This window comes from Paraburkholderia sp. A1RI-2L (assembly GCF_048957375.1).
Lineage (GTDB): Bacteria > Pseudomonadota > Gammaproteobacteria > Burkholderiales > Burkholderiaceae > Paraburkholderia.
The window spans coordinates 282145-302877 of the sequence record NZ_JARBTA010000005.1; the positions used below are offsets into that span (position 1 = coordinate 282145).

The 20733-nt window shown below is 67.4% G+C and carries 15 protein-coding genes; 12 read left to right on the forward strand and 3 right to left on the reverse strand.

Annotated features, from left to right (window positions below; genetic code table 11):
• Nucleotide 1: 1 nt before the first annotated feature.
• From tssH to PWP93_RS34080, 11 genes are all read left to right on the forward strand, one after another.
• Complete coding sequence (tssH, locus tag PWP93_RS34030) at nucleotides 2-2779, forward strand: type VI secretion system ATPase TssH (protein WP_421047944.1); 2778 nt, start codon at nucleotides 2-4, stop codon at nucleotides 2777-2779.
• 21 nt (nucleotides 2780-2800) lie between these two features.
• Nucleotides 2801-3190: a DUF4280 domain-containing protein gene (locus PWP93_RS34035; RefSeq protein WP_421047945.1), complete on the forward strand. Its 390-nt coding sequence runs from the start codon at nucleotides 2801-2803 to the stop codon at nucleotides 3188-3190.
• Nucleotides 3191-3203: 13 nt separating this feature from the next.
• On the forward strand, nucleotides 3204-5201 hold the full coding sequence (locus PWP93_RS34040) for a type VI secretion system Vgr family protein (RefSeq protein WP_421047946.1): 1998 nt from the start codon (nucleotides 3204-3206) through the stop codon (nucleotides 5199-5201).
• A 78-nt stretch (nucleotides 5202-5279) separates the two neighbouring features.
• Nucleotides 5280-7205, forward strand: a complete 1926-nt coding sequence (tagH, locus tag PWP93_RS34045) for a type VI secretion system-associated FHA domain protein TagH (RefSeq protein ID WP_421047947.1) — start codon at nucleotides 5280-5282, stop codon at nucleotides 7203-7205.
• 49 nt (nucleotides 7206-7254) lie between these two features.
• The gene (tssK, locus tag PWP93_RS34050) at nucleotides 7255-8589 is read left to right on the forward strand and encodes a type VI secretion system baseplate subunit TssK (RefSeq protein ID WP_421047948.1); all 1335 of its coding nucleotides are present in this window, start codon (nucleotides 7255-7257) and stop codon (nucleotides 8587-8589) included.
• Nucleotides 8590-8652: 63 nt separating this feature from the next.
• Nucleotides 8653-9918 (forward strand): type VI secretion system protein TssL, long form, encoded by a 1266-nt coding sequence (gene tssL, locus PWP93_RS34055; RefSeq protein ID WP_421047949.1) that lies wholly within the window; start codon nucleotides 8653-8655, stop codon nucleotides 9916-9918.
• A complete protein-coding gene (gene tssM, locus PWP93_RS34060; protein ID WP_421047950.1) occupies nucleotides 9915-13496 on the forward strand; it encodes a type VI secretion system membrane subunit TssM in 3582 nt (1193 codons plus the stop codon). Before tssL ends, tssM begins: the two co-directional genes overlap by 4 nt.
• Complete coding sequence (tagF, locus tag PWP93_RS34065) at nucleotides 13493-14164, forward strand: type VI secretion system-associated protein TagF (RefSeq protein WP_421047951.1); 672 nt, start codon at nucleotides 13493-13495, stop codon at nucleotides 14162-14164. The genes tssM and tagF overlap by 4 nt, the downstream gene beginning before the upstream one ends.
• Before the next feature lie 54 nt (nucleotides 14165-14218).
• Nucleotides 14219-14827 carry an OmpA family protein gene (locus PWP93_RS34070; protein ID WP_421047952.1) on the forward strand — a complete coding sequence of 203 codons (609 nt, stop codon included), beginning with the start codon at nucleotides 14219-14221 and terminating at the stop codon, nucleotides 14825-14827.
• A 98-nt stretch (nucleotides 14828-14925) separates the two neighbouring features.
• The gene (locus PWP93_RS34075) at nucleotides 14926-15846 is read left to right on the forward strand and encodes a hypothetical protein (RefSeq protein WP_421047953.1); all 921 of its coding nucleotides are present in this window, start codon (nucleotides 14926-14928) and stop codon (nucleotides 15844-15846) included.
• Nucleotides 15847-15896: 50 nt separating this feature from the next.
• Nucleotides 15897-16697, forward strand: coding sequence for a class I SAM-dependent methyltransferase (locus tag PWP93_RS34080; protein ID WP_421047954.1), 801 nt, complete (start codon nucleotides 15897-15899; stop codon nucleotides 16695-16697).
• A 23-nt stretch (nucleotides 16698-16720) separates the two neighbouring features.
• On the opposite strand, the gene PWP93_RS34085 is transcribed toward PWP93_RS34080, so the two are convergent.
• Complete coding sequence (locus tag PWP93_RS34085) at nucleotides 16721-17857, reverse strand: pyridoxal-phosphate-dependent aminotransferase family protein (protein ID WP_421048081.1); 1137 nt, start codon at nucleotides 17855-17857, stop codon at nucleotides 16721-16723.
• A gap of 352 nt (nucleotides 17858-18209) precedes the next feature.
• Between PWP93_RS34085 and PWP93_RS34090 the strand changes: the two genes are divergently transcribed.
• Nucleotides 18210-18605 carry a PaaI family thioesterase gene (locus PWP93_RS34090; protein ID WP_421025628.1) on the forward strand — a complete coding sequence of 132 codons (396 nt, stop codon included), beginning with the start codon at nucleotides 18210-18212 and terminating at the stop codon, nucleotides 18603-18605.
• A 138-nt stretch (nucleotides 18606-18743) separates the two neighbouring features.
• On the opposite strand, the gene PWP93_RS34095 is transcribed toward PWP93_RS34090, so the two are convergent.
• On the reverse strand, nucleotides 18744-19538 hold the full coding sequence (locus tag PWP93_RS34095; RefSeq protein ID WP_421047955.1) for an ABC transporter ATP-binding protein: 795 nt from the start codon (nucleotides 19536-19538) through the stop codon (nucleotides 18744-18746).
• Nucleotides 19539-19541: 3 nt separating this feature from the next.
• Nucleotides 19542-20438: an ABC transporter permease gene (locus PWP93_RS34100; protein WP_213302438.1), complete on the reverse strand. Its 897-nt coding sequence runs from the start codon at nucleotides 20436-20438 to the stop codon at nucleotides 19542-19544.
• Nucleotides 20439-20733 lie beyond the last annotated feature (295 nt).

The window sequence follows — 20733 nt, forward strand, 5'->3', positions numbered from 1 at the left end:
CATGGCCGAAATCAAGCGGGCAGCGCTCTTTGGCAAGCTCAACCAGCCAGGCTTTCGCGCGCTCGAAAGTGCGAACATGTTTTGCCGTTTGCGCGGCAATCCGTATATCGAGCTTGTGCACTGGTTTCATCAGATTCTCCAGTTGCAGGACTCGGACCTGCACCGGCTCGCGCGCCACTACGGGATCGATCCCGCGCGGCTCGCAAGCGATCTCACGGCGGCGCTCGACCGGCTGCCGCGCGGCGCGGGGTCGGTCACGGACATTTCCTCGCAGGTGGAAGAGGCCGTCGAGCGCGGCTGGGTGTTCGGCTCGCTGATGTTCGGCGAATCGCAGGTGCGCACCGGGCATCTAATGGTTGGACTCCTGAAGACACCTTCGCTGCGCAACACGCTCTACGGAATCTCGCGGCAGTTCGAGTTGATCAAGCTCGATGCGCTGTGTGAGGAATTCGACCGCCTGCTGCGCGATTCACCCGAAGCGGCAATGGGCGCGAGCGACGGCTTCAATGCGAACGCCAGCGCGGGAGCGGGGGCTGGAGCGGATGCTGCAGGCATGCCCCCGGCGGCGATGGGCAAGCAGGAAGCGCTGCGCCGCTTCACGACCGATCTCACCGAGCAGGCGCGCAGCGGCAAGCTCGATCCCATCGTGGGCCGCGACGAGGAAATCCGCCAGGTGGTGGACATCCTCATGCGCCGCCGCCAGAACAACCCGATCCTCACGGGCGAAGCCGGCGTGGGCAAGACGGCGGTGGTGGAGGGCTTTGCGCAGCGCATCGTTGCGGGCGACGTGCCGCCTTCGCTGCGCGATGTCGAACTGCGCGCGCTCGACGTGGGCCTGTTGCAGGCCGGCGCGAGCATGAAGGGCGAATTCGAGAACCGGCTGCGCCAGGTGATCGAAGAGGTGCAGGCCTCGGAAAAGCCCGTGATTCTCTTTATCGACGAAGCCCATACGCTGGTGGGCGCGGGCGGCGCGGCCGGCACCGGCGACGCCGCCAACCTGCTCAAGCCCGCGCTCGCGCGCGGCACGCTGCGCACCGTGGCGGCCACCACGTGGGCCGAATACAAGAAGCACATCGAAAAGGATCCCGCGCTCACGCGGCGCTTCCAGGTCGTGCAGGTGGGCGAGCCCGATGAGGAAAAAGCCATCCGCATGATGCGCGGCGTGGCCTCCACGATGGAGCAGCACCACAAGGTGCAGGTGCTCGACGAGGCGCTGGAAGCCGCCGTGCGGCTTTCGCACCGGTACATTCCGGCGCGCCAGTTGCCCGACAAGTCGGTGAGCCTGCTCGACACCGCATGCGCGCGCGTGGCCGTGAGCCAGCACGCTACGCCGCCTTCCGTGGACGATGCGCGCAAGCGTATTTCAGCGCTGGAGACGGAGCTGGAGATCATCGGCCGCGAAAAGGCCGTGGGCATCGAGACGCGCGAGCGCGAAGCGGCGGCCGGCGAAAAGCTCGCGGTGGAGCGCGAGCGTCTCGTGGAACTCGAAGCGCGCTGGGAGAAGGAGAAGGCGCTGGTCGAGCGCATTCTTTCGTTGCGCGCGCAACTTCGTGATAAAACCGGCAAGGTGGAAGACGGTGCGGATGCCGCGAGCGCAGCCGCCGCGCCGGCAGTCGAAAATGCGGCGGAAAGCGCGGCGAGCGCGGAGAACGCGGAGAACGGCGCGGGCGCCGCCACCGCGCAGATCGACCCCGAAGCGCTGCGCGCCGAATTGCGCGAATTGCAGGCGCAGCTCGCGAGCCATCAGGGCGACGATCCGCTGATCCTGCCCACCGTCGACCGCCAGGCCGTGGCCTCGGTCGTGCAGGACTGGACCGGCATTCCCGTGGGCCGCATGGTGCGCAACGAGATCGAGAACGTGCTCAAGCTCGCCGAAAATCTCAACAAGCGCATCATCGGCCAGGGCCACGCCACCGAGATGATCGCGCGGCGGATCCAGACCTCGCGCGCGGGCCTCGACAATCCGAACAAGCCGATCGGCGTGTTCATGCTCGCGGGCACCTCGGGCGTGGGCAAGACCGAGACCGCGCTCGCGCTGGCCGAGGTGCTATACGGCGGCGAGCAGAACGTCATCACGATCAACATGAGCGAGTACCAGGAGGCGCACACGGTTTCGTCGCTCAAGGGCGCGCCGCCGGGCTACGTGGGCTACGGCGAGGGCGGTGTGCTCACCGAGGCGGTGCGGCGCCGTCCCTATAGCGTGGTGCTGCTCGACGAGGTGGAAAAGGCCCACCCCGACGTGCACGAGATCTTCTTCCAGGTGTTCGACAAGGGCTGGATGGAAGACGGCGAGGGCCGCGTGATCGACTTCAAGAACACGCTCATCTTGCTGACCACCAACGCGGGTACCGATCTCATCACGAACCTTTGCAAGGATCCCGAACTGATGCCCGATCCAGAGGGCATCGCGAAGGCGCTGCGCGAGCCGCTGCTCAAGGTGTTCCCGCCCGCGCTGCTCGGGCGCGTGGTGACGATTCCGTATTACCCGCTCTCCGACGAGATGCTGGGCGCGATCATCCGCCTGCAACTCTCGCGCATCGAGAAGCGGCTGCGCATATCGCACAAGGTGCCGTTCCTCTACGACGACGACGTGGTCAAGCTCATCGCGAGCCGCTGCACGGAGCTGGAGAGCGGCGGGCGCATGATCGACGCGATCCTGACCAACACTTTGCTGCCGCGCGTGTCCACCGAGTTCCTCACGCGCATGATGAATGGCGGCAGCGTGACGAAGGTGCAGGTGGGCGCGCACGACGGCGAGTTTGTTTATACGTTCGACTGAACAGGCGCTGGGAGAATTGCCATGCCTCAACAGGTCAGCATGGGGGCCACACTGCAATGCTCGTTCGGCGCCGCGCCGTCGAGCCTCGTAGTGCTGCCCGCCAACCAGGTGATGGGCGAAGGCCCGCCCGCCGCGAACATCATGGACCACATACCGATGGTCAACATCATGCCGTTCGGCGTGTGCTCGTCGATGGCCAATCCCACGGTGGCATCGGCCGCGGCGGCGGCGCTCGGCGTGCTCACGCCCATGCCGTGCATTCCCGCGACCTTCTCGCCGTGGGCCCCCGGCGCGCCGACCGTGCTGCTCGGCAACCAGCCCTCGCTCGATAACGTCTCGAAGTGCATGTGCAACTGGGGCGGCGTGGTGTCGATCGTGAACCCGGCCACCGTCAACACGATGATTCCCTGACTGATTGCTTGAGATGACTTCGCAAGATACGAACCGCAACGTAACAGTGAGTTGCAAGGGAACCGGGGCGAACCTGCTGTTTCTGCGCATGACCGGCAGCGACGAACTGGGCCGCCTGAGCGAATACCGCGTGGACCTGCTGTGCGAGCAGAACAGCGTCGCGCCCACGCAGGTGCTCGGCCAGGACCTGTCGATCGCGCTCGCGCTGCCCGCGGGCGGAGAGCGCCAGTTCAACGGCATCGTGACGGTGTTCCGCATGACTTCGCCGGGCAACCAGCAGTACGGCAGCATGGCTGGCTATCACGCCATCGTGCGCCCGCGCCTGTGGCTGCTCACGCGCGGCTCGCATTGCCGGTTCTTCTACCAGAAGACCGTGCCCGAGATCGTGATGAGCGTGCTCAACGACTACAACGTGGACGTGACCAACCGCTGCACGGCAACGTATCCAGCGCGCGAGCACTGCGCGCAGTACCGCGAGACCGATTTCGACTTCGTGAGCCGACTCATGGAGCACGAGGGCATCTACTACTATTTCGAGCACGCAAATGGCCGCCAGACCCTGGTACTCGCCGACGCGGGCGACGTGCACGCGCCGATCCCGAACTACCGCGGCGTGCCGTATCGCGACCGCGACGCGGCCGCGCGCGAGGACATGGAGTGTGTCTACGAGTGGTTCTCGGGCGGCGAGCTTCAGACCGGCTACTACGAAACCAACGACTACGACTTCGAAAAGCCTTCCTCGAGCCTGCAAGGCGGCTTGCGCTCGCGCGCCACGCGCACCCAGCCTTACGACGCGCCAAGCTACACGATGCAGGAGCACCTCACGGGCCATACCGTGCCTGCCGACGGCGACCGCTACGCGCGCGTGGGCGTGGAGATCCGCCAGACGCGCAACGACAGCATCGAAGGCCGGGCTTCCATGCGCGGCATCTGGCCGGGCGGATTGCTGCAACTGAGCGAGCATCCGCTCGACGACTGCAACGACGGGTATCTGGTCGTTCGTGCGACATACGAAATCAATTCGGATGCCTATGTGTCTAGTCGCGTTGCGCAAGGGCAGGGCAAGATGCCGTTTTTCGACTGCGCGTTCAGCGCGTTGCGCAAGGACAACCAGTTCCGCGCGGAGCGGCTCACGCCGCGCGCGGTGGTGGGTGGCCTGCAAACGGCAGTGGTGGTGGGCGACGCCGGCTCGGAGATCTTCACCGACGAATACGGCCGCATCAAGGTGCAGTTCCACTGGGAGCAGCTGTACGAGAACGAAAGCAGTGAGGTCACCGACCGCTGCTGGGCGCGCGTCTCGCAGGGCTGGGCGGGCAAGACCTGGGGCATGTTCTTTCTGCCGCGCGTGGGGCAGGAGGTGATCGTCGAGTTTATCGAGGGCGACCCCGATCATCCGCTCGTCACGGGCAGTGTCTACAACGCGAGCCTGATGCCGCCGTACAAGCTGCCCGCCAATTCGGCCTTTGCCACCATCAAGAGCAATTCCACGCCCAATGCCTCGGGCAACAACGAGGTGCGCTTTCTCGACAAGGCTGGCGGCGAGCAATTGTTCTTTCATGCGCAGAAGGACCACGAAACCTGGGTGGTCAACGACGCGCTGATGAACGTGGGCAACGACCGCCACCTGAAGGTCACCGGCAACGAGTACGTGCAGGTGAGCGGCGAGCGCCACGACCACGTGAGCGGCGCGCAGAACGCCAAGGTCGACGGCACGGCTTCGCTCGACGTGGGCGGCAAGCTTCAGGAGAAGGTCGGCACCGACTACGCCATCGACGCGGGCAAGAACATTCATATCAAGGCGGGCATGAACGTGGTGATCGAGGCGGGCATGAGCATTACCTTGAAGGCGGGCGGCGCGTTCGTGGTGATCGGGCCGAGTTCGGTCGCGGTGTCGGGCATGCCGATCCAGCTCAATTCGGGGGGCTCGGCGGGCTCGGGCGACGGCTCCTCACCCACCGCGCCCACCGACCCCAAGGACGCCGACGATGGCACGAAGAAAGTGGAATCGTGAGGCGTCTCGTGGCGTTGTTGATAGATCTGCAATCCTGATGAAATGACGGAGGGGAAGGGTAATGCGCAGGGTAATGCGATGCAACTGACCAATCCGATTCTCACGCTGCGCGTGGCGAAGTACAACGACGAGCCGCTTGCCGAGCCGATCGCGGTGCGCTTCGGCCCGGACGGCGGCACGATCGGCCGCGCCACCACCTGCACGCTCGTGCTGCCCGACCAGCAGCGCGCGATTTCGCGCGTGCATGCGCGCGTGGAGCGCCGGGGCGGCGAGTATCTGCTGTGCGATCTCGGTGCGAATCCGAGCGTGCTGAACCAGCGCGCGCTAGGCGGCACGCGCGAGGCGCGGCTTGCGCACGGCGATCAGCTGATGATCGGCGCGTATTTGCTGGAGGTGGCGCTGGCCGAGGCCACGGCGCAGGAGGAGGCGAGACCGTTCGGGCGCGATCCGCTCGCGGGCGTGCAGGTGTTGCGCGGCGCGCCGCTGGCTGAGAGGGCGGCGTTGCCAGAAAATCCGTTCGCGCCTGGGGCAAGCAGCTTTACAGGCAACGCGGGGAGCATCGGCGGGATGGGTGGCATGGGTGGCATGGGTGGCATGGGTGGCATCGGGGCAGGCGGTCTCGATGCGCTCGGCGAGGCACTGGGGGCGGGCGGACGCATGGCCGTGCGGCCCGGCTACACAGGGTCGGAGAGCGACCATGTATCGCCCGAGTCGCAGGCGCTCGCGCCGCCTGCGCTTGCGCCCGCTTCGTTCGGTGCGGCAGGCGGCATTCCCGACGACTACGATCCGCTGGCCGATGTGCATGGCGCGTCGGCGCCCGGCGTAGCGACGCCCGGCGCTTTTTCCCAGCATGCCGCGCCTGCGATGACGCCGGTGTCGCCGCCGATGCCCGCCGCGCCCGCGCAGGCGTTCGCGGCCATGCCTGGCGTAGCCGATCCGCTCGGTCTTGGCGCGCAGGGGCCTACCGGCCTGCCCGCGAGCCTGCTTGGCGACGCCGCGCCGCTCGGTGAGACGCCGTTCGACGATCTTTTTTCGCCGGCTGTTCCCGCTGCGCCAGCTAATCCCGCTGTACCGGCTAGCGTCGCGCCACAAGAGCAAGCGCAGCCGCAAGCGCATCAGATGCTGCCATCGGTCACGCAGATCTTTGTGCCGGCCGCACCTGCCGCAACTGCCGTGGCGGCGCAGCCCGAGTTGCCGCTGCCCATGCCCGCCAGGGCCGAAGAGCCGTCATTGTCTCCGCCTTCGCCGCCGCAACAGGAGCCGCAGCGTCAAGGCGCGCCCGCCGTTGCGCCGGCCGTTGCGCCAACTCTCACGCCGGCTCCAGCCCCCACCGCGCCAGCCACGCCCGCGTCACCGCAAGACGAAGCCGTGCTCGCCGCGTTGCTCGAAGGCCTGGGCATCGAACCGGGCCGGGTGCCGAACCTGCCCGCCGCCGATCTCGCGCGGCTCGTTGGCACGATGTTGCACGACTCGCTGCGCGGGACCATGGCGGTGCTGCGCGCGCGCTCGATGACCAAGCGCGAAGCGCGGCTCGACACCACGCTCATCGTGGCGCGCGACAACAACCCGCTCAAATTTTTCCCCGACGTGGACAGCGCGCTCGCGCAAATGCTCACGGGCCGCGCGCAAGGCTACTTGCCGCCGGCCGAGGCGGTCGCGCGGGCGTTCGTCGACATCGAATCGCATGAACTGGCCGTGCTCGTGGGCATGCGCGCGGCGCTTGCGCATGTGCTCGCGCGCTTCGATCCGGCCACGCTCGAGGCGCAGTTGAGCGAGCAGGGCATGCTCGACCGCGTGCTCTCGAACCGCAAGGCGAAGCTCTGGGACCGCTTCGTGGAATTGCGCGCGGGCATCGCGCGCGAAGCGGAGGACGACTTCCAGAAGCTTTTCGGCAAGGCGTTCAACGACGCATACGAGGCGCAGGTGGACGCGCTGCAACGCGCGCGCGAGGACGCCGCGGCCAAATCGGACAAATCGGATAAACCGGAAACGGGATCCGCCTGAAGCGGCGGCCCCTTTAAACCTAGACGATACATACGACGACGAGAACAACGTGTCCTGGAACAGCAAAGTCATCTGGTCGGAAGGCATGTTTCTGCAGCCGCATCATCTGCAGCAGCATGACCGCTATTTGCAGGCCCAGCTCGAGACGCGCGCGGGCGGCCTGCGCCCTTATGCATGGGGCTTCGCGTCGCTGGAAATCGACGAGCAGCTGCTCAAGCTCGGCAAGCTCGCGCTGCTGTCGTGCTCGGGCGTCTTTCCCGACGGCACGCCGTTCAACCTGCCCGCCGACGACGATTTGCCCGAGCCGCTCGACATTCCCGAAGGCACGCGCGGCGTGCTCGTGACGCTCGCGTTGCCGGTGCGCAGGCCCGGCGTGCCGGAAACCGGCAATGAGGATAGCGAAGAAAATTTCGCGCGCCATCGCCGCGCGGAAGCCGAAGTGGCCGACAGCAACGACCCGAACGCGAGCGCGGCGCTGGTGGAAATCGGCAAGCTGCGCGTGCGCCTCGCGCTGGAGCCCGACGTGGCGAATGCCTACGCCACGGTAGGCGTGGCGCGCGTGATCGAGCGGCAGCCGGACAACCGCGTCGTGCTCGAAGGCGACTACAGCCCGCCCTGCATGGACTATCGCGTGGCGCCGCGTCTGCGTGCGTTCGCCGACGACCTCGTGGGCCTGCTGCACCAACGCGGCGAGGCACTGGCCGCGCGCCTCGTGCAACCGGGCGTGACGGGCGTGGCCGAGGTCTCCGACTTCCTGCTGCTCGAACTCATCAACCGCGCGGAGCCGCTCGCGGCGCACTTCTCGACGATGACGGGCCTGCATCCCGAATCGCTCTATTGCATGGTGGTTCAGCTAGCGGGCGAATTGGCCACGTTCAGCCAGAAGAACAAGCGCCCCAGCGCATATCCGGTCTATCGGCATGACCGCTTGCGCGAAACCTTCGCGCCCGTGATCGACGATCTGCGCGTGGCGCTCAGCATGGTGATGGATCCGCACGCGGTGCCGATCCCGCTCGAAGAGCGCAAGTTCGGCCTGCGCGTTGCGCTGGTGCCCGACAAGAACCTGTTCGCCTCGGCCACCTTCGTGCTGGCCGTGCGCGCGCAGATGCCGGCCGAAGCCATCCTCACCGGCTTCGCGCCGCAAGTGAAGATCGGGCCGATCGAGCGCATCCGCGACCTCGTGAATCTGCAATTGCCGGGCATCGGCCTGCGCGCGCTGCCGGTGGCGCCGCGCCAGTTGCCGTTCCATGCGGGATTCACGTATTTCGAGCTCGACCGCGGCAACGAACTGTGGAAGCAGTTCGCCGCCTCGGCGGGCATGGCATTGCACGTCGCGGGTGAATTTCCCGGCCTCGCGATGGAATTCTGGGCGATCCGCCGCTAAGCGCGCCTGGCGCCGCGCCATCGATTGAGGAGGACGTGCACCGTGTCATCCGACGACTCACCCATGAGCGCCGATCCCGGCGCCACCATCCTGATTCCGACGCCGGGCGGCGCGCGCGCGCCGTTCGTGGCGGCGGCCACCTCGGTCGCGCCGATTCCGCCCGGCGCGGGCGGCCTGAATCCGCTGCTGCGCGCGGCCAATCCGCTGATCGATCTCGCGCTGCCGTTGCGCCAATTGCCCACGCACCCCGACATCGAGCAGTTGCGCACGCAACTGATTCAGATGATGCGCGGGTTCGAGACGCAAGGGCGCGCGAGCGGCTACGACGACGAAAAGCTCGGCGCCTCGCGCTACTGCCTGTGCACGTTCCTCGACGAGGCGATCTCCAGCACGCCGTGGGGCGCGGGCGCATGGGCGAGCCGCAGCCTGCTCGTGACCTTCCATAACGAGGCCTCGGGCGGCGAGCGCTTCTTCCTGATTCTCCAGCGGCTCGCGCAAAATCCCGGCGCGAACGTGGACGTGCTCGAACTCATGTACGTGATACTCGGCCTTGGCTTTGAAGGGCGCTACCGCCTGATCGACGGCGGGCGCACGCAACTCGATCAGGTGCGCGAACGGCTCGAACAGATGATCCGCGCGCAGCGCGGCGCGCTCGAGCGCGAGCTCTCTGCGCACTGGCAGCCCGTGAACGCGCAGCGCAAGCCGCTGCTGCAACTCGTGCCGCTGTGGGTGGCGGCGGCGGTGGCGTGCGTCGTGCTGGTGGTCGCGCATCTGGTGCTGAGCTTCCGGCTCAACGACGCATCGGATGCGGTGTTCCAGGCGCTGCACGCCGTGCGCGTCGCGCCACCGCCGGTGCTGGCGGCGAAGATGGAAGCCGCGCCCAAGCCCGCTCCGAAGCTGTCGAAGTTCCTCGCGCCCGAGATCGCCCAGGGCCTCGTGCGCGTGACCGAGCAGCCCGACCGCACGATTGTCGAGGTGAACGGCGACGGCCTGTTCGCCTCGGGCAGCGCTGAGCTCACATCGACATATCTGCCGATCGTCCAGCGCATCGGCGACGCATTGAAGGACGTGCGCGGCAACGTCGTGGTCATCGGGCATACCGACAATCAACGGCTCATTTCCGCGCGTTTTCCGTCGAACTGGCACCTCTCGCAGGCGCGTGCGGAAACCGTGAAGGACCTGCTGATCGCGCGCACCGGCGCGCCCGCGCGCTTCACCTCCGAAGGGCGCGGCGACACCGAACCCATCGCGCCGAACGACAGCGCGGCCAACCGCGCGCGCAATCGCCGCGTGGACATTGCCGTGCTCGCACCGGGAGCCACGCCATGATCAAGAAACTGGTGGACTGGCTGCGGCGCAAGATCGTGCTGTCGTTTCTCGGCGTGCTTGCGCTCGCGCTGATCGTCTGGATCGAAGGGCCGCTGTTCGCGTGGGCCGGCAGCGCGCCGCTCGAAACGAGCGCGAGCCGCTGGATCGCGATCGCGGTGCTGTTCCTGCTGTGGGCGCTTTACTGGTTCGCGCGCTGGCTGCGCGCGCGCCTCGCGAACGTGAAGTTCACGCGCGTGGTGGCCGAAGGCGCGGGCGAAATGCCGCCCGGCAAGGAGCAATCGGACGCGGACGTGAACGCGCTGCGCAAGCGCTTCGAAGAGGCCATGGCCATTCTGCGCAAGTCGCGCGTGAAAGGGCGCTTCGGCAACCAGTACGTGTATCAGCTGCCGTGGTACATGTTCGTGGGCGCGCCCGGCACCGGCAAAACCACGGCGCTCACGCACTCGGGCCTGAAATTTCCGCTCTCGACGCAACTGGGCGATCAGGCCGTGGGCGGCGTGGGCGGCACGCGCAACTGCGACTGGTGGTTCACCGACGACGCGGTGCTGCTGGATACCGCGGGCCGCTTCACGACCCAGGACAGCTTCGCTGCCGCCGATCAGGCCGCGTGGGGCGGCTTCCTGCAACTGCTGCGCAAATACCGGCCGCGCCGTCCGCTCAATGGCGTGATCGTCGCGGTGTCGGCGCAGGACCTGCTGCAGTTCTCGGACACGCAGCGCGCATTGCAGGCTCAGGCCGTGCACGAGCGCCTGAAGGAGCTTTATGAGCGGCTCGGCACGCATTTCCCGGTCTATGTGCTGGTGACGAAGTGCGATCTGCTGGCCGGCTTCGCCGAGTTCTTCGACGATCTGGGCCGCGACGAACGCGAGCAGGTCTGGGGCATGACGTTCGCATTCGACGAGGGAGGAAGTCCGGACAAACCAGGCAATCCGAATGATGTCGCCGCGCAGATCTCGACTCAATTCCCGGCCGAGTTCGCCGCGCTCTCGCAGCGCTTGCAGGCGCGCGTGCTGCATCGCATGCAGCAGGAGACGGATACGCGGCGGCGCGCGCTCGTCTACGGTTTCCCGCAGCAGTTCGCGGGGCTCGAAGGCGTATTGCAGGCGTTCCTCAACGACGCATTCAGCGCGTCGCGCTATGAAAAGCCGGTGCTGCTGCGCGGCGTCTATTTCACGAGCGGCACCCAGGAAGGGCGGCCGATCGACCGTGTGATGAGCGCGGTGGCGGCCACGCTCGGCCTGCAGCAGCAGGTCCTGCTGCCGGACGCCTCGGCGGGCCGCGCGTACTTCATCACGCGGCTCATGCGCGACGTGATCTTTCACGAGGCGGGGCTCGCGGGCACCAATCGCGGGCTCGAGCGGCGGCGCGCGTGGATTCAGCGCATCGCGCTCGGTGCCATCGCGCTGCTCACGGTGCTGGCGCTCGGCGCGTTCTTCATCAGCTATCAACGCAATGAAGCCTGGGTGGCCCAAGCGGCGCAGCAGGTCGACGCGCTCAAGCAGCTTGCGCAGGCCACCCCGGCCACCGACAATCCACTCGCCCTGCTGCCGCTGCTGAACGCCGCGCGCGACTTGCCCGGCGGCTATGCGCAGCGCAACGCGAGTGCTCCGTGGCTCTCGCGTCTCGGCCTCTATCAGGGCGACAAGCTCGGGCTCGAAGCGCAGGCGAGCTACCGCCGGCTACTCGCGCAAACGCTGTTGCCGCTCGTGGTGCGGCGCATGGAGGAAGAGCTGCGGCGCGGCGATGCGAACAACGGCGAGTTCCAGTACGCGGTGCTGCGCGCGTACCTGATGCTCGGCGACCCCTCGCACTACGACGCCGACGCGGTGCGCCTGTGGGCCGACGTCGACTGGCAGCGCGGCCCGTTGCGCGATGCGAGCGATGCGCAACGCAGCGACCTCGACGGCCATCTCGCGGCGCTGTTCGAGCCGGCGTTCTTCGATCCCTCGCTGCCGCTCGACAAGAACCTGATTCAGCAGGCGCGCACGAACCTCGCGAAAATGCCGCTCGCGCAGCGCATGTTCGAGAGCTTGCGGCGCGATCTCGACGCCCAGCATCTGCCCGATTTCAGCGTGGCGGGCGCGGGCGGCCAGAACGCGCCGCTCGTGCTAGTGCGCAAGAGCGGCGCGCCGCTCACGCGCGGCGTGCCGGGCGCGTTCACGCTCGCGGGCTATGCGAAGTTCCTCGCGGCGCGCGATGCGGCGGTGCTCGACGTGGCGCGCGATAACTGGGTGCTGGGCCGCGACGAGCAAGTGCTCACGCCCGCGGCGGCCAGCGACCTCAGGGCTGCGATGACGCAGCTTTACTACGACGAATATATTCGCCAGTGGGATGCGCTGCTCGGCGATATCGCCGTGGTGCCGTTCGATGGCGTGGACAAGGGCGCGCGCGTGGCCTACGCGCTCGGCAATGCCGATTCGCCACTGCGCGCGGTGATGGTGGCGGCGGCGCGCGAAACCACGCTTGGCAATCTCGGCCTGGGCGGATCGATTGGCGCGCAGGCTGGGGCGCTCATCAACGGCAAGATCGAGGCGATGAAGAAGAAGCTGGAGAGCGCGCTCGGCAACATGCCCGACGACGCGGCCAACAGCGCGCCCGCGCAGGTCAATCCCGTCGATGCGCATTTTCAGCCGCTGCATGACCTCGTGGGCAAGCCCGGCGCACCCGGGCCGTCGCCGCTCGATACCCAGCTCGCGGCGCTCAAGGACGCGGCCACTTACCTCCAGGCGGCCGATACCGCACGCCGGCAGGGCCTCGCGCCGCCGCCCGGCGACGCCATCGGCAAGCTCAAGCTCGCCTCGCAGGGCGCGCCCGCGCCGCTCGCGGCGGTCGTGAACGACGTCTCGAACGGCGCCACGGCGCTGATGGCGGGCGGCGAGCGTGCGCGCCTGAATGCCCTCTGGATGGCGAACATCGGGCAGTTGTGCAAACAGGCGCTCGACGGGCGCTATCCGCTCGTGCGCGCCTCCACGCGCGACGCCGCGCCCGACGACTTCGGCCGCCTGCTCGCGCCGGGCGGCCTGATCGACGACTTCTTCCAGAAGAATCTGCAGAACTTCGTCGACATGTCGGGGCCGGTGTGGCGCTGGCGGGCCGGAACCGAATCGCCTGGCATTCCCGATGATGTGCTCGTGCAGTTCCAGCGCGCCGCGCAGATTCGCGATGCGCTGTTCCGCGCGGGCGGACGCGATGTCTCGGTGCGCTTCACGGTCAAGCCGATCGCGATCGATCCGTCCATCACGCAGTTTACGCTCGACGTGGACGGTCAGCAGTGGGTCGTCAAGCCGGGCGCGAACGAGGGCATGGGCTTCCAGTGGCCGAGCGGCAAAGGCACGGGGCAGGCGCACGTGGAATTCGCGCCGCCCGGCGGCGGCGACGCCCCGCGTGCAGACGGACCGTGGGCGCTGCTGCGTCTGATGGACAAGGCGCAGATGCAGCAGATGGGCCAGCCCGACCGCTTCAAGATCGATTTCGTATCGGACGGCCGCCACGTGCAGCTGGAACTGGACGCGAGCAGCGTGACGAACCCGTTCCGGCGGGGCATGATCGATCAGTTCCGGTGTCCTGATCATCTATGAACGAGACGGGTTTCTTCGGCAAGGTGCGCACGCATGGCGACTTTGTCGCGCGGCGGCTGCCGGCGGCGTTTATCGAGCCGTGGGATCGCAGCGTCCAAGCTGGCATGCTGGAGGCGCGGGCGCGTTATGGCGCGCAGTGGCTGTCGCTCTATCTGAACGCGCCGCTATGGTGTTTCGCGCTCGGCGAGACCCTGTGCGGCGCGCCGGCCTGGGCCGGCGTGCTGATGCCGGGCGTGGACCGCGTGGGCCGCTATTTCCCGTTCACGCTCGCGCGGCCGGTGGCGCCCGGGCTGCTCGCGAACTGGCTGCACGGCGCGCAGCCATGGTTCGAGATGGCGGTGGCGCTCGCGCTCTCGACGCTTGCACCGTCTTTCGATCTGGAGCGTTTCGGCGATCAGGTGCGCATGCTCGATGGACTCGATGAAGAAGGGCGCACGCCCTGGCATTATGCTTGTGCGTGCGAGGGCGAGGAAAACGGCCTCGCGCTGGGCGAGTGCCTGGCCGCGCACGCGGTGGCGGGCGACAGCCTGTGGTGGAGCGAAGGATCAGCTGAGGTGGAGCCCACGCTGCGCGTCGCCACAGGGCTGCTCGACGGGCCGCGTTTCGCGGATTTGCTCGATGCGGCGCGAGCGCCGTGGAAGGCGGCGCTCGCGTTGCAGCGCGTTTGAAGCGGCCATCAGACGCTCGCGCGTGGACAAGATTGCATTCAATGGAGAGATGACATGTTGGCTAACGTGAAGAACCTTTCGCAAGCGCGGCTGCGGCATGCGTGGCCCGCCGCGCTGGCCTGTTGCGCGGTCGTGCTCGCGGGCGCGATGCAAATCCCGGCCCAGGCCCAGGTGATGAAGGAGAAGGACATCACCGAGCAGTCCGTCACCAGGGCGCTCACGCCGAACGAGACCACCGGCGACGTGCTCACGCGCGGCTTCGTGCTGTCGAACCAGCAGCCCGGTGCGATGTCGGCGAAGGCGAAGCGGCCCGCGAAAGCGCCATCGGCGCAAATGCTCATTACCTTCGCGACCAATTCGACCGATCTCACGAGCACCGCGCGCGCGGCGCTCGACAAGGTCGCCCACGCGTTGCAATCCGACAAGCTCGCCGCATACAAATTTCGCGTGGAAGGCCACGCCGACCCGCGCGGCAATCCGGACGCGAACATGACGCTGTCGCGGGGCCGCGCCCAGGCCGTGGTGGACTACCTCACGCAGCAGGATGGCATTGCAGCGGAGCGCTTGACCGCGATAGGCAAGGGGTCCGGCGAGCCGCTCAATACGCGCAATCCAGCCGCGCCGGAAAACCGCCGCGTGACGATCGTGACCGTTACCGATTGAACGGCGTGGCGTTCTTGCGCATCTCCGGCTGCCTGCCGGGAGCGGGTTCGCACGCGCGTGCCGGCATCGCTAACGTTGCGTGCGCAACGTTAGTGGGTATGTGTGCCGGTTTCGCCTCGCCGGGCGTGTTTGCCTCGGGCGTGTCCAGCGCGCCGGCGGCAGTGCCCACGCTGAGCGCCGAGCTCGCCAGCGCGTTCGCGCCGAACCCCGAGGTCGTGCGCCTGCCGCTCGCGCAGCTTGCCGGCGCATTGCCGCCGGGCCCGACGCTGCGGCTCTATGCCATCACAGACCAGCCCGGCCTCTACGTGATGCATGCGCCGAGCCTCGCGGCGCAGGGCGCGATGTTCTCGCGCGTGGTCGCACTGATCGAGCGGCGCGACATGCCGCACGACCGTGTGGTGTCGATGAGCGCCGTCGCCGCGAACGCGCGGCGCTTCGGCGAAGATCCCGCGGGGCTTACGGCGGGCAACAATTTCAGCGCGGTGCAGATTGCGCAGTTCTTCGAGGTGGCGCAGCGGCAGCGCGCGAGCCTGACTGAAGGCGAGCGCGCGTTGCAGACGCTGCTCACGCAGTGGGGGCTCATCCATCGAGAGGCTGGTGAGGGCGGCACGACGTGGCGCGCCGCGTCTTCGCGCGATTTTCTCGTGACGATTCCCGGCATGGGCAAGGGGCCGGCGGGCGAGGTGATCGACGCCGAAGTGCGTGCGGCGATCCTGAGCCACGAACTCGGGCATTGGCGCTTTTTCTCCGACGCCGCCTATGCCCATGCGTGCCGCGCCTTCTGGTGGCATCAGTTGACGTACACCGAGCGCGAGGCGCTGACCGGGGAACTGGCGGGCATGGGTTACGACCCGTCGGACCGCATCGTGATCGACGAAATGCAGGCCTATTTGCTGCACACGCCCGCGCGCTACATGCCGCTCGCCGATCAACCGGGCGCGGGCGGCGTGGACATCGCACGCGTGAAGCGCGGGCTCGAACTGAGCGTGCGCAGTGCTGGGCAAAACGCGCGACAATAGCGCTTTTGCCTGTTTCGTCACTACCTCGGCACCCCGGCCGTCACGCCAGCATGCAGAACGATTCCCACGCCAACGACTCTTCGATACCCAGCGCTCACGCCGATTCGTCTCGCGACGCGAACGCAGCACCGGAGCTCCCGGGCCGCGCGAGCTATACGCAGTTCGCGCAGCGCTACGCGCAAATGGCCCCGGAGAAACCGCACAACGCACTCTACGAGCGCCCGGCCACGGCTGCGCTGCTCGGCGACGTGGCGGGACTTCGCGTGCTCGACGCAGGCTGCGGCCCCGGCATCGTCAGCGCCGAACTGGCGCGCGCGGGCGCGCGGGTGCACGCATTCGATGTGACGCCCGCGATGGTCGAACTCGCGCAGTCGCATTGCGCGAGCCTGCCCGTGGAGGTCGCGCAAGGCGATCTGGGCCAGCCGCTCGCGTGGCTCGACGACGAGCAGTTCGACCGCATCGTCTGCTCGCTCGCACTCGACTATGTGGAGGACCTCGCGCCCGCCTTCGCGGAATTCCGGCGTGTAGCGCGGCCCGGCGCGCTGCTGGTGTTCTCGATGGCGCATCCGATGCGCGACTGGATCGACACGCGCACGCGCGGTGGCCGCTCGTACTTCGAGACCACGCGTTTTGGTCTGCACTGGGCCGGCTTCGGCGAACCGAAGCCTTATGTCGAGGCGTATCGGAGACCGCTTGCCGATATCGTCAATGCGCTGACCACGAGCGGCTGGACGATCGAGCAACTGGTCGAGCCACAGCCGCAGCCGGAGATGAAGGCCGTGGCGCCCCGGCTCCATGCGGAGCTGGCGCTCGCGCCCGCGTTTCTCTGTGTGCGGGCGCGGCGCGCCTAGCCGCGCGCCTGGCCGCGTTCAGCTCAGCGGCGGCCAGCCGCCGAAAGCGACTCTTCCAGCGCGGCCACGCCGGCAGGCAAATCGACAGCCGCGCCCAGGTCGCACATCGTGCGGCCGAGCGCATGGACGGTGCGAAACAGATGGTGCTCGCGACATTGCTCGCCCATCTGCCCGATGCGCACGATGGGGAGTCCGAACGATCCGGCGATCTCCACCTGGTACTGCTGCGAGATATGGCTGCACACGTCGCGCGGCGTGACGCTCGCGGGCAGCGCGATGCCGACCACGGAGTTCAGGCGGCACGCCTCGGGCGTATAGAGTTCGAGACCGAGCGCCGTCACACCGCTCTGCAGCGCGAGCGAGCAGCGCTGATGCCGAGCGAAGCGCTTTTCCAGCGTCTCGGTGCAGACGAGCCGCAGTGCTTCGTGCAGCGCGAGCACGCCCGAAACCGGCGCAGTGTAGTGATAGCCCGCGTTGTGCCAAAAATTTTCGGCGAGCATGGCATCGAGGCACCAATGCGTGTTAGGCACGGTGCGCGCGCGCACGCGCTCCCAGGCCGCATCGGAGAACGCGATCAGCGAAACGCCGGGAATCGACGACAGCCCTTTCTGTCCGCCGGTGATGACCACGTCGATGCCCCATGCGTCCATCTCCAGCGGCATCGTGCTCAGCGTGCAGACCGCGTCGACGACGACCAGCGCGCCCGAGGCCTTCGCGATGCGCACGATGTCCTGCAACTGGCGGTTCCAGACCGTGTTGGAGGTCTCGCCGTGCACCACGGTGACGACCTCGGGGCGCGTGCGCTCGATGACCTGCGCGAGCGTGTCGAGCGAGACGATCTCGCGGTCGGCCACCTCGAGCGTCGTGACTTCGGCGCCCACGCGCCGCGCCATTTCCGCCATCCGTGCGCTGAAAAAGCCGTTCACGATGGAGAGTACGCGCGTGCCGGGCCACGCGAGATTCGACACGGCCATCTCCATGGCCGCGGAGCCGGGGCCGGCCACGCCGAGCACCCAGTTCGAGCGCGTCTGGAACACGTAGCGCGCCATCGACTTCACCTGGTCGATTACGCGCGCCATGGTGTCGCCGAGGTGATTGATGACGACCGAGTTGGCCTTCGCGACCGCATCGGGAATGGGCACGGGGCCCGCACCCATCATGAGGAGCGGCTCTTCTGGCAGGATGCTGGTGAGCGGATCGACGCCCGGGCAGGGGACCGGCGCCGCGGCGGCCGCCGCCGCTGCCTGTTGCTGGGTCAGGGTGTCGGTGGGGCGCGTGATGTCGGTCATGTCGAGGTCCTTTGCGGTGCTGGGAGAAAACGCGCGCGTGCGCGCGGTGGGAAAGAGTACAGTGTTTTCCGTGGCTGCCTATAAAACCATATACAGTTGCACGGATTTTTTCTGAACAGTGCACGGGCGCTGCCCGGGTCCGCGGGAAAGCCCTGGGGCTGCGGCCTATAATGGCGCGGGCCAGACCGGCACCGCACATCGACATCATCAAGGAGACCACGGCATGCCGCAATTCGCCGTCGACAACCCGTTTCTCGAAACGCTCGGCGTAAGCATCGCGCAGTGGCGCGAGGGCTATGTGGAACTGCTCATGCCGATCGACGCTTCGAAGCTCAACCGCCAGGGCGTGTTGCAAGGCGGCGCGATCGCCACGCTGCTCGACGCGGCGGCAGGATACGCGGGCCTGTTCGCGGAGCAGGGTCAGCCGCCGAGGCATGGTTTTACGCTCTCGCTCACCACCAATTACCTGGACAAGGGGCTCGGGCAGCTCGTGCGGGCCAAGGGCTTTCTCGAGCGCGGCGGCCGGTCGGTGTTTTTCGCACGCGCCGAGGCGTGGGTGGATGAACGCTTGCTGATCGCGAGCGCACAGGGCACGTTCAAGTATTCGAAGACGGCTTGACGTTGTGTTTCGGCATGGCGCCGGATTTGGTTCGGATTCCTTTTCTCATTGCCGTAGACGCAAAAACCCGTCAACCGTAAGGCTGGCGGGTTTTTGCGTTCGAGGCGTGCGCTGCGTTTGGCTCGTTTGGCCTCGCTTTCAACCCAGCAGCAGCGCGTCGTCGTCGAGCTTCTCGTGGCGCGTCTGCTCGAACATGCGCAGCAGGTCCGGCACATCGAGCCCACGGCGCTCGTCGCCGGACACGTCCAGCACCACTTGCCCCTGGTGCAGCATCACGGTGCGCTGGCCGTAGTCGAGCGCCTGGCGCATGCTGTGCGTGACCATCATGGTCGTGAGCTTCGCTGCTTCGACGATGCGCGCGGTCAGTTCCAGCACGAACGCGGCTGTCTTCGGATCGAGCGCCGCCGTGTGCTCGTCGAGCAGCAGGATGCGCGAGGGCTGGAGCGAGGCCATCAGGAGGCTCACTGCCTGGCGCTGGCCGCCCGAGAGCAAACCAATGCGGTCGGTCAGGCGGTTTTCGAGGCCGAGGTTCAGGAGGCGCAGCTTGTCGCGGAACAGTTCACGGTCCTGCTTCCTGAGCGCGGGGCCGAAGCCGCGGCGCTTGCCGCGCGCCATCGCGAGCGCCATGTTCTCTTCGATCGTGAGTGCCTCGCAGGTGCCTGCCATCGGGTCCTGAAACACGCGCGCGACGAGGTGCGCGCGGTCCCACGCCTGCTTTTTCGTGACATCCTGGCCGTCGATGGTGATCTTGCCGCCATCGACCATCTGGTCGCCGCTGATGGCGTTCAGGAAGGTGGACTTGCCCGCGCCGTTCGAGCCGATCACGGCCACGAATTCGCCCGTGGGGATTTCCAGCGTGAGCCCGCGCAACGCGCGCGTTTCGATCGGCGTGCCGGGATTGAAAGTGAGTCTGAGGTCTTGTGCGCTGAGCATCGCTTAGGCCCTCCCGTTCTTGCGGGCGAAAAGTTTCTTGCGCGTGGCCGGCAGCACGAGCGCGATCGTCACGAGCACGGCGGTGACGAGATTCAGGTCCTGCGCCTTCAGGCCGATGAAGTCGCTATTGAGCGCGAGCGCAATGAAGAAGCGATAGAGAATCGCGCCGAGCACGGCCGCGAGCGTCGTGAGCACAAGGCGCCGAGCGGGCAGGATGCTTTCGCCGATGATGACCGCCGCGAGCCCGATCACGATGGTGCCGATGCCCATCGAGATGTCCGAGCCGCCCTGAGTTTGCGCGAACAGCGAGCCCGCGAGCGCCACCAACGCATTCGAGAGCGCCATGCCCGCGAGCGTCGCGCGGCCCGTGGCGATGCCCTGGGCGCGCGCCATGCGCGGGTTCGCGCCGGTCGCGCGCAGCGCGAGGCCGTATTGCGAGGAGAAGAACCAGTCGACGCCGAACTTGGCTGCGAGCACCACGACGAACAGCGCGAGCGGGCGCAACACATAGTCGGGCAGCCAGGCGGGCTGAATCTTCGTGAAGACCGTGGCCTCGGAGATGAGCGGCACATTGGGCGCGCCCATCACGCGCAGGTTGATCGAATAGAGCGCGATCATCATGAGAATGCTCGCGAGCAAATCCATGATCTTCAGGCGCACGTTGAGCCAGCCGGTGATGAAGCCCGCGAGCGCGCCGGCGATCATCGCGCAGACGGTGGCGAGAAACGGATCGTGGCCGCTCGCGATCAGCGTCGCGGCGACGGCGCCGCCCAGCGGAAAGCTGCCGTCGACGGTGAGATCGGGGAAGTTGAGGATGCGAAACGAGATCAGCACCCCGAGGGCGACGAGGCTGAAGATCAGGCCGATCTCGAGCGCGCCCAGTAGCGAGTAGAGGGACATGGGGAAATCCTGTTGCGGTCTGCGGCGCACGGATGGTGGTTGCTGCGCCGGATCGTTCGCCGCAAGCGCGCGGCCCGGGTGAGGCGGCGCGCTTGCGGGCGCGGGGGCCCGTTCTGGGCCAGTAGTTTTTTACGGCTCGGCTGCGGTGTTGCGTGTGGCTTTTGCGTGCTGCTTTTGGGCGTTTCCCAGCGGCATGTTCGCGCTGGTTTCGCGCGGCCTTTCCGTTCGGAAACGGCCCGGTTTGCGCGCCGTTTCCGATCAGCAATGCCCCGCGCGCGGGGCGGGTGCGATGCTT